8 protein-coding genes are annotated in these 9,126 nt (G+C 64.6%); 6 read left to right on the forward strand and 2 right to left on the reverse strand.

Annotated elements, in window-relative coordinates:
* Nucleotides 1-33 precede the first annotated feature (33 nt).
* The 6 genes from phnF (at nt 34) to purU (ending at nt 6,833) form a co-directional block, all read left to right on the forward strand.
* A complete protein-coding gene (gene phnF / locus ACIPHM_RS06480; RefSeq protein ID WP_400325748.1) occupies nt 34-795 on the forward strand; it encodes a phosphonate metabolism transcriptional regulator PhnF in 762 nt (253 codons plus the stop codon).
* Nucleotides 792-1,541, forward strand: coding sequence for a DUF1045 domain-containing protein (locus tag ACIPHM_RS06485; RefSeq protein WP_400325751.1), 750 nt, complete (start codon nt 792-794; stop codon nt 1,539-1,541). Before phnF ends, ACIPHM_RS06485 begins: the two co-directional genes overlap by 4 nt.
* Nucleotides 1,538-2,119 (forward strand): phosphonate metabolism protein/1,5-bisphosphokinase (PRPP-forming) PhnN, encoded by a 582-nt coding sequence (gene phnN / locus ACIPHM_RS06490; protein WP_400325754.1) that lies wholly within the window; start codon nt 1,538-1,540, stop codon nt 2,117-2,119. The genes ACIPHM_RS06485 and phnN overlap by 4 nt, the downstream gene beginning before the upstream one ends.
* A 238-nt stretch (nt 2,120-2,357) precedes the next feature.
* Complete coding sequence (locus ACIPHM_RS06495; protein WP_400325757.1) at nt 2,358-4,847, forward strand: FAD-dependent oxidoreductase; 2,490 nt, start codon at nt 2,358-2,360, stop codon at nt 4,845-4,847.
* Between the two features lie 190 nt (nt 4,848-5,037).
* Complete coding sequence (locus ACIPHM_RS06500; RefSeq protein WP_400325760.1) at nt 5,038-5,889, forward strand: DUF4743 domain-containing protein; 852 nt, start codon at nt 5,038-5,040, stop codon at nt 5,887-5,889.
* Between the two features lie 71 nt (nt 5,890-5,960).
* Nucleotides 5,961-6,833 (forward strand): formyltetrahydrofolate deformylase, encoded by an 873-nt coding sequence (gene purU, locus ACIPHM_RS06505; protein WP_400325763.1) that lies wholly within the window; start codon nt 5,961-5,963, stop codon nt 6,831-6,833.
* 150 nt (nt 6,834-6,983) lie between these two features.
* On the opposite strand, the gene ACIPHM_RS06510 is transcribed toward purU, so the two are convergent.
* Both ACIPHM_RS06510 and ACIPHM_RS06515 read right to left on the reverse strand, forming a co-directional pair.
* Nucleotides 6,984-8,354 (reverse strand): DHA2 family efflux MFS transporter permease subunit, encoded by a 1,371-nt coding sequence (locus ACIPHM_RS06510; RefSeq protein ID WP_400325766.1) that lies wholly within the window; start codon nt 8,352-8,354, stop codon nt 6,984-6,986.
* Between the two features lie 427 nt (nt 8,355-8,781).
* The gene (locus ACIPHM_RS06515) at nt 8,782-9,096 is read right to left on the reverse strand and encodes a DUF488 domain-containing protein (protein WP_400325769.1); all 315 of its coding nucleotides are present in this window, start codon (nt 9,094-9,096) and stop codon (nt 8,782-8,784) included.
* Nucleotides 9,097-9,126: the final 30 nt, after the last annotated feature.

Here is a 9,126-nt window from a genome sequence, read left to right on the forward strand (position 1 = left end):
GGACCCATTACAACTTTCCGGGGTGTCAATTTGATGACAGCACAACTCGAACGTGGCGGTGGTGTTGCCGTCTGGCGGCAGATTGCGCAGATTCTGGCGACCGAGATCGGTGAGCGCCGCTACGGCGAAGGTTTGCCCGACGACCGTTTGCCGAGCGAGACCGATCTTGCGCAGCGTTTCGGCGTCAATCGTCACACGGTGCGACGCGCAATTCTCGGGCTCGCGGAGCAGGGGCTGGTGAGCGTTGAGCATGGCCGCGGTACCTTCGTGCAGGCGGCGGCCATCGGGTACGTGATCGGACGCCGTACCCGTTTCACCGAAAACCTCTCGCAGAACAATCTGAAAACGGCGCAACAGATTCTCTCGGCGCACAAACTCAAGGCCGAAGGGAGCGTTGCGCACGCGTTGGGCCTGCGCGTGGGCGCGCCCGTCTATCGTCTTGAGTTGGCGCGTCGCAGTCTTGACCCGCAGGGCATCGAACTTCCGCTCGCTTACAGCGAAAACTGGTTTCCCGCGACGCGCTTTCCGGACTTCCCGGAAGTCTTCGCGCAGCACACCTCGATCAGCGCGACCCTCGCCAGTTTCGGCGTGACGGATTACACACGCCGGGAAAGTCGCATCGGCGCGCGCATGCCCGATGCCGATATCGCCAGGCACCTCGGCATCAACCGTCAGCAACCGGTGCTCTGTGTCGAGAGCACCGATGTGGACGAAGCGGGCAAACCGATCAAGTACGGCACCGCCTACTTCCCGGCGGATCGCATGCAGCTCGTGGTGCAGGGAGATTCGCAATGAGCGGCGCGCTGCAACGTGGTCTCGATCTGTCCGTGGCGCGCTTCGCGATCTACTACACCCCGCCGCCGGGCTCCTGCTGGTGGAACGAAGGCAGCCGGTGGCTGGGCCGCGACGCGATCACCGGACGCGATCTGCTTGCGCCGAGCGTGCCGGGCCTCTCTCGCGCGCTGTCCGACCTGACCGTCGATCCGCGCCGCTACGGATTGCACGCCACGCTCAAGGCGCCGATGCGGCTCGTGCCGCAGGCGCAATTGGGTGATCTGTCGGGCGTTGCGGCGGCGCTGGCGGCGCGCCATGCGCCGTTCGATCTCGTAGTGCATACCGATGTCATCGACACCGACAACGGCAAGCGTCCGGGCTTTGTCGCGCTGCGTCCCAAGGCAGGCGCGGACGACACGAAAGCGGTCGATGCGCTCGCCGCCGATTGCGTGCGGGCGTTCGACGATCTGCGCGCCCCGCCGACCGACGCCGAACTGGCCAAACGCAACCCGCAACGGCTGACGTCGCGGCAGCGCGAATGGCTCGCCCAATGGGGCTATCCGTATGTGTTCGACGAATTCCGCTTTCATGTGACGCTCTCCGATCGTGTCGACGCCAACGATGCGACGGCAATCACCGACTGGTGGCGACCCCGCGTGCAGGCGCTCGGGCCGATGCGCGTCGACAGTCTCGCGATCTTCGTGCAGCCGTCGCCGGGGGAGCCATTCCTGTTGCACGAACGTTTCGCGTTCGGGGAGGCGGCATGAATCGCGCGCGTCTCTTCTATGTGATGGGGCCGTCCGGGGCGGGCAAGGATTCGTTGCTCGACTATGCGCGCGGGGTGCTCCATGTGTCCGATGCGCTTTCGTCTGGCAGCTCACCGGTGTTGTTCGCGCACCGCTACATCACGCGTGCGCCTGCCGACGGGGAAAATCACGTCGCGCTGTCGCAAGCCGAGTTTGCGCTGCGACATTCGCTTGGCTGCTTTGCGCTGGATTGGGACAGTCACGGCTGCCGGTACGGCATCGGTATCGAAATCGATGCGTGGCTGAGTGCGGGGGCGAGTGTTGTGGTCAACGGCTCGCGCGCGTTCCTTGCGCAAGCCGTCGCGCGTTACGGGGAGCGTCTGCATCTGGTCGAGATTCGCGTCGATCCGGAGGTGCGCGCGCAGCGTCTGGCCAATCGCGGTCGCGAATCGGGCGAAGCGCTCGACAAGCGCGTGGCCCATCAGGTGTCGTGGACGCCGCCCGAAGGCGTTGCGCTGTCGGTGGTCTCCAACGACGGCGCCCTCGCAGTGGCCGGGGATCGCCTCGTCGACCTGCTCTGCGGGCGGCACGCCGTCTGAAGACGAGGTTGAGGCAAGGAGTACGGCATAACGTCGCGCCCGCCGCGCCTGGCGGGCACGTCGTGCGTATGACGATGATATGAATGTGGCAATACGTGTCGTTATTTTGCAAATTATTGCAAAGATGACGCGCTTTGCGTAACCTCACGTCATCGCACACGACATTGCCCGTCCGACGCCTGGCGCTTGCCTCACCTTTTGCCTGGGCAACCGGCGCGGGTTCATCCCGGAGCCCCTCATGACCTCTGCTTTGCCCACTCATGCCCGCGTCGTCATCGTCGGCGGCGGCATCGTCGGTTGTTCCGTCGCGTATCACCTCGCCAAACTCGGCTGGACGGACGTCGTTCTGCTGGAGCAGGGACAGTTGTCCTGCGGCACGACGTGGCACGCGGCGGGGCTGGTCGGTCAGTTGCGCTCGCAGGAAAGCATGACGAAGCTCATCCGCTACTCCACGAAGCTCTACAGCGAACTGGAAGCGGAGACGGGGCTCGGCACGGGCTGGAAACAGTGCGGTTCGCTATCGGTGGCGCGCAGCCCCGAGCGCATGACGCAACTCAAGCGCACGGCCGCCATCGCGCGCGCCTACGGCGTGCAGTGCGACGTGATCTCGCCGCGCGAGGCGGGCGAACTCTGGCCGGTCATGCGCACCGACGATCTCGTTGGCGCCGTGTGGCTGCCCGGCGACGGCAAGGCCAACCCGACCGATCTCACGCAGGCGCTGGCGCGCGGGGCGCGCAGCCGTGGCGTGCGCATCGCCGAGAACACGCGTATCACGCAGATTCACACGGCGTCGCCCAACGGCATTCGCACGGCGACGGGCGTGTCGTGGCAAAACAAGGACGGCGAGCACGGACACATCGACGCGGAGATCGTCGTCAACTGTGCCGGGCAGTGGGCCAAAGCCGTGGGCCGCATGTGCGGTGTGAGCGTGCCGCTGCATTCGGCCGAGCACTACTACATCGTCACGGAGCGGATCGCCGGCGTGCACACCGACCTGCCGGTCATGCGCGATCCCGACGGCTACATCTACTTCAAGGAAGAAGTCGGCGGTCTCGTGATGGGCGGCTTCGAGCCGAACGCCAAGCCGTGGGGCATGAACGGCATCCCCGAGAACTTCGAGTTTCAACTGCTGCCCGACGACTGGGACCAGTTCGAGATCCTCATGGAGCACGCGCTGATACGCGTGCCTGCGCTGGAAACGGCGCAAATCCGGCAGTTCTACAACGGACCGGAGTCGTTCACGCCGGACAACAACTTCATGCTCGGCGAAGCGCCCGAGCTGCGAAATTTCTACGTCGGCGCGGGTTTCAATTCGATGGGCATCGCGTCGGCCGGCGGGGCGGGCATGGCGCTCGCGGAGTGGATCGTGGCGGGCGAGCCGACGATGGATCTCTGGCCCGTCGACATTCGCCGCTTTGCGGGCTTCAATGGCAACGACACCTGGCTGCACGACCGCGTGAAGGAGACGCTGGGCCTGCACTACGCCATGCCGTGGCCGAATCGCGAACTGGATACCGCACGGCCTTTCCGCCGCTCGCCGCTGTACGCAACGCTGCTCGCCAAGGGCGCGTGCTTTGGCAGCAAGATGGGATGGGAGCGGCCGAACTTCTTCGCGCCGTCGCCGGCGCAGGCGAAGATCGAGTACCGCTTCGGCCAGCAGAACTGGCATGCGTGGAGTGCGGCGGAGCATCGGGCGTGCCGTGAGGCGGTGGCGCTGTTCGACATGAGTTCGTTCTCGAAGCTGCTCATCAAGGGACGCGACGCCGAGCGCGTGTTGCAGGCGCTGTGCACCAACGACGTCGCCGTCGCGCCCGGACACACCGTCTACACCGGCATGCTCAACGAACGGGGCGGCTACGAGTCGGACTTCACACTCACGCGTCTCGCGCCCGATCAGTACCTGATGGTCACCGGCTCTGCGCAGGCCACGCGCGACATGGACTATCTGGAGCGACGCATCGCCAGTCTGCCCGACGATCCGCGCTGCACGGTGGTCGACGTCACCGGGCAATACGCGGTGCTCGCGTTGATGGGGCCGAACGCTCGTGCGCTGTTGCAGCAAGTGTCCCGGGCCGACTTCTCCAACGAGGCGTTCCCGTTCGGCACGAGCCGTGAGATCGATCTCGGTTACGCGACGGTGCGGGCCACGCGTCTGACGTACGTCGGTGAGCTTGGCTGGGAGTTGTACGTCCCCGTTGAATTCGCCGTCGGCGTCTACGAGAGACTGCATGCGGCGGGCGAAGCGTTCGGCCTGAAGGATGCGGGCTACTACGCCATCGACTCGCTGCGTATCGAGAAGGGCTATCGGGCCTGGGGCCGCGAACTGACGCCGGACACGAATCCGGTCGAAGCGGGGCTGACGTTCGCGTGCAAACTGGCGAGCGGTGTTGCGTTCGTGGGACGTACGGCCGTCGAACGCGCCAAGTCGAAGGGTGCGAGCCGACGGCTCGTGAGTGTGGCGCTCGACGGTGCAAGCGACCGGATGCTTTGGGGCGGCGAGGCGGTGTTGCGCGATGGTCAGCCTGTCGGGTTCGTCTGCTCGGCGGCGTTCGGTCACACGATCGACGCCCCCGTCGGCCTGGCATTTCTCACGAATCCCGACGCGCCGGTGACGGCCGAATACGTGGAAGCCGGCCGGTATCAGGTCGATCTGGCGGGCGAACTGATCGACGCACGGGTGCAACTGCGTGCGCTGTACGATCCGAAGGGCGAGCGCGTGAAAGCCTGACGGGGGCTTGTCGCGCGTCCCCCGCGAGCCCCGCAGCAACGCCCGTCACGAGTGCCGCGCAGGCGGCCCGCCTCGGCGTCGACGTTTGCCGCAACACCGGACACGGGCGGACTGGCCGCCGCTTCTGTAAAATGCCGCTTTTGCTTCGATTTCGTGCGCCTGCGTCGGGCGCGCGTCCGGTCCCTGACGTATGTCTTTTGCTTGTATTGCGGCGGCACGCCGCTTCGACGACAGAGCGCATTTGCCGCTCGTGATCGGTTCGCAGCGCTACGGGTGGATTCGCCGCAGCGACGTCGAGTCGCTGTGCCGCTGGCCCGAGGTGTTCGAGATCAGCTCGCTCGCGGTGCGTATTCATCCGCGTCACGACACGTGCGAAGCCCGCACGGCGGCGCTGACCCCTGTGATCGAAGCGCTGGCGGCCGAGGGGCGCATCACCGGCTGGCGCAACGAGCGCTACGCGATCCGTCAGCGTCTCTACGACACGCCGCTCGCGTGGATCGAACGCGCGGCCTCGCGCTTTTTCGGCACGCGTACGTTCGCCGTGCATGTGAACGGTTTCGTGCCTGCCCGTTTCGTCGGCGAAGCGCCGAAGATGTGGCTTGCGCGGCGCAGCGTGTTCAAGGCGACCGACCCCGGTTGTCTCGACAATACGGCTGCGGGCGGCATCGGTAACGGCATTGGCGTGGGCGACGCGCTCGTCAAGGAGTGCTGGGAAGAGGCGGGCATTCCGGCGTATCTGGCGAATGAAGCGCGTCCGGGACGCACGCTGCACATCCTCGCGGAGATTCCCGAGGGCGTGCAGTCCGAGCAGATTTTCGTCTACGATCTCGCGCTGCCGCGCGGTTTCGTCCCCGAGAATCAGGACGGCGAGGCCAGCGCGCACTGGCTGTGCTCGGCGGGCAACGTACGCGACGTAATCGCACGCGGCAAGATGACTGTCGACGCGAGCCTCGCGAGTCTCGACTTCCTGCTGCGTGAAGGTGCGATTCGCGCCAGGGACTGCGCGGGGATCGAGGCGCTGTTTAAGCCGGCGGACGAGTAAGCCCGGTCAAAAATCGAATCCACGAATTCCAACACTGCAACGACATTGCAAGCCTTTGCCCAGGAGCAATCATGGCACCGATCGAAAATAGCTACATTCTGAAGTTGTCCTGCCCGGACCGTCCCGGCATCGTTCACACGGTGGCGGGTTTCCTGGTCGAGCGCGGCGGCAACATTCTCGACTCGGCCCAGTTCAACGATCGCTTCACGGGTGGCTTCTTCATGCGCGTGCATTTCCAGCAACTGCCGGGCCAGACCGATCTGGCCGCGTTGCAGCGTGACTTCGCGCCGCTCGCCGAGCAGTTCGGGATGCAGTGGGAACTGGTCGACGCCGCGATCAAGCCGCGCGTCATGCTCATGGTCTCGAAGATCGGGCACTGCCTGAACGATCTGCTGTTCCGCTACAAGACCGGCCAGCTCAACGTCGAAATCCCCGTGATCGTCTCGAACCACAAGGATTTCTACCAGCTGGCGGCGAGCTACAACATTCCGTTCCATCACCTGCCGCTCATGAATTCGACGCCCGAGTCCAAGGCGGCGCAAGAAGCCAAGGTGCTCGAACTGGTCGAAGACAACAACGTCGATCTCGTGGTGCTCGCCCGCTATATGCAGGTGCTCTCGAGCGATCTGTGCGCGAAGCTCGCCGGCCGTGCCATCAATATCCACCACTCGTTCCTGCCGAGCTTCAAGGGGGCGAAGCCGTACTATCAGGCGTTCGACCGCGGCGTGAAGCTGATCGGGGCGACGGCGCATTACGTGACGTCCGATCTCGACGAAGGTCCGATCATCGAGCAGGAAGTCGAGCGCGTGGATCACACGATGGATCCTGAGCAACTGACCGCCATCGGTCGCGACGTGGAGTGCGTGGCGCTCGCGCGCGCCGTGCGCTACCACGCCGAGCACCGCATTTTGCTCAACGGTCACAAGACGGTGATCTTCCGTTGATCGACTGATGCGTTGATGCGTCGATGCGTGTAGTCGTGGACTATGCGAGGCAGGCATCGATGCAGAACACCGTAAACGCAAAAACGCCCGGGACATTATGGTCCGGGCGTTTTTGTTTGCCGCGATGGCTTGCGAGAAGCGCCTCGCGCGTTAGCTGCGCTGCGCCAGCTCACTCCCCGCATCGCGCGAGAGGCGAGCGATCGAGATCGTCGAGCTCACGGCGATCAGTCCCACGACAAGGAAAGACCAAGGGAAGTCGACGTTGGTCACATGATCGCGGCCGTGTAGCCAGGACGACGTCTGCAACACGGCCGCGCCGATGGTAATGCCGAGCGTGAGCGACAACTGCTGCGCGACGCTGGCAAGGCTCGTCGCCTGACTCATGCGATGCGCGGGCACATCCGCATACGAAATCGCGTTCAGGCTCGTGAATTGCAGCGAACGGAAGCAGCCGCCGAACAGCAGCGTGCAGAGAATGACCAGATGCGACGTCTGGTCCGTGAAGAGACCATAAGCGCCGATGGTCGCCGCCGCGACGATCGCGTTCGTCATCAGCACCCGGCGAAAGCCCCAGCGTTGCAGAATGCGCAGCGATAGCGTCTTCATGAACATGGCGCCCGCAGCCGAGATGAACGTGAGCGCGCCCGACTCCATGGGTGTCATGCCGAAGCCGAGTTGCAGCATCAGCGGCAGCAGAAATGGCGTTGCGCCCACGCCGATGCGAAACAGCGTGCCGCCGGCGACACCGGCGCGGAACGTGGGGATGCGAAATAGATCGAGCCGCAGCAGCGGATGTTCGAGACCCTTGGCGTGACGCAGATAAGCCACGAGCAACGTCGCGCCGGTGGCGACGAGTCCGAGCGCCAGCGGCGTTGGAATCAGATGACGCCCGATGGTCGAGAGCCCCAGCATCAGGATCGATAGCCCGAAGCCCGACAATATGAAACCCTTGACGTCGAGCGGCGGCACTTTGTCTTCATAAAGATCGGGAATGTATTTCGTGGCGAGAATGAAGCCGAGCACGCCGATGGGAATGTTGATGAAGAAGATCCAGCGCCAGTGCCAGTACGTCGTGATGAAACCACCCAGCGGCGGGCCGAGCACCGGCCCGACGAGCGCGGGAATCGTGAGGTAGTTGAGCGCGCGCACCATGTCGCGCTTCTCCACGGATTTGAGCAGCGCGAGGCGTCCGACCGGCACCATCATGGCGCCGCCCATGCCTTGCACGAATCGCGCGATCACCAGTTCCGGCAGGTTGGTCGAGATGCCGCAGCAGATCGAGCCGAGCACGAACACGCCGATGGCCGTGCGAAAGACGTTGCGCGTGCCGAAGCGATCGGCGATCCAGCCGCTGATCGGAATGAAGACCGCGAGGCTGATGAGATACGTCGTCAGGGCAAGCTTGAGCGTAATCGGGCTCTCGCCGAGATCTTTGGCGATCAACGGCAAGGAGGTGGACAACACGGTGGAATCCATGTTCTCCATGAACAGCGCGCAGGCAACTATCAGCGGAACGAGCATGAGGCATGACGTTGCCGTCGCGGCAACGAGAGAGTCATCGAACGAGACAGGTCAGCCTGTCAACAGGCCAACGCGAACGAACGGGGGCAGGGGCACCCTGGCGTTATAACAAATTTCGATAGCCCCCGTCCCGCTCCCGTGCAAAGCCAGGCGTGACGCGGGTTTCCGATGGATCCACGTCGCGCAGCGTCGTTTTGAGGGGCGGAATGCCGTGTCGCGTCCCGATACGTCGTTGCACCCGATGAACCCGCCGCCGTGCGCTATCGACGCGGGCGCCGCCCTCGTCACGCTGTCGATCGACGCCCCCGTTGAGGGCATTCGAGGCGTCGCCGCGCGGATCCGGCTGCCTGACAGTCCGCCGCCGGCGCGATAGCGACGCCTTCGTCGCTGCAGCGATCGAGGCGCCCATTCAGGGTCATCAATATGACTAATGCGACGAAAGGAAGTCGCGTAGCACATGGAGGTGTGTGTGGGCGTCCCCGTCTTCGAGTCGATGCGCAGCCGTGAGCAACGTGAGCGGACCGTCGCTCAAGCGCGTGCGCAATTCCGAGAGCGTGGCGTTGTGATCGGCGTCGAGCGCGGCGAGCTCCGTGAGATAGCGCTGACGGAACCCGTCGAACTGCTCGGGATTTTGGTGAAACCACTGCCGCAACGGCGTGCTTGGCGTGACGTCCTTCGCCCAGAAGTCGATGTGTGCTTTCACCTTGGCCAGACCGCGAGGCCACAGACGATCGGCGAGCACGCGTTGCCCGTCCGCAGGATCGGGGGCGTC

The sequence above is a fragment of the Pandoraea sp. NPDC087047 genome (assembly GCF_044745225.1).
In the GTDB taxonomy this organism is placed as follows: Bacteria; Pseudomonadota; Gammaproteobacteria; order Burkholderiales; family Burkholderiaceae; genus Pandoraea.

What these genes read in the sequence shown, in the direction of transcription:
- phnN (WP_400325754.1), top strand. Translation starts at nt 1,538, where the DNA reads ATGAATCGCGCGCGTCTCTTCTATGTGATGGGGCCGTCCGGGGCGGGC.
- ACIPHM_RS06485 (WP_400325751.1), top strand. Translation starts at nt 792, where the DNA reads ATGAGCGGCGCGCTGCAACGTGGTCTCGATCTGTCCGTGGCGCGCTTC.
- phnF (WP_400325748.1), top strand. Translation starts at nt 34, where the DNA reads ATGACAGCACAACTCGAACGTGGCGGTGGTGTTGCCGTCTGGCGGCAG.
- purU (WP_400325763.1), top strand. Translation starts at nt 5,961, where the DNA reads ATGGCACCGATCGAAAATAGCTACATTCTGAAGTTGTCCTGCCCGGAC.
- ACIPHM_RS06495 (WP_400325757.1), top strand. Translation starts at nt 2,358, where the DNA reads ATGACCTCTGCTTTGCCCACTCATGCCCGCGTCGTCATCGTCGGCGGC.
- ACIPHM_RS06510 (WP_400325766.1), bottom strand. Translation starts at nt 8,354, where the DNA reads ATGCTCGTTCCGCTGATAGTTGCCTGCGCGCTGTTCATGGAGAACATG.
- ACIPHM_RS06500 (WP_400325760.1), top strand. Translation starts at nt 5,038, where the DNA reads ATGTCTTTTGCTTGTATTGCGGCGGCACGCCGCTTCGACGACAGAGCG.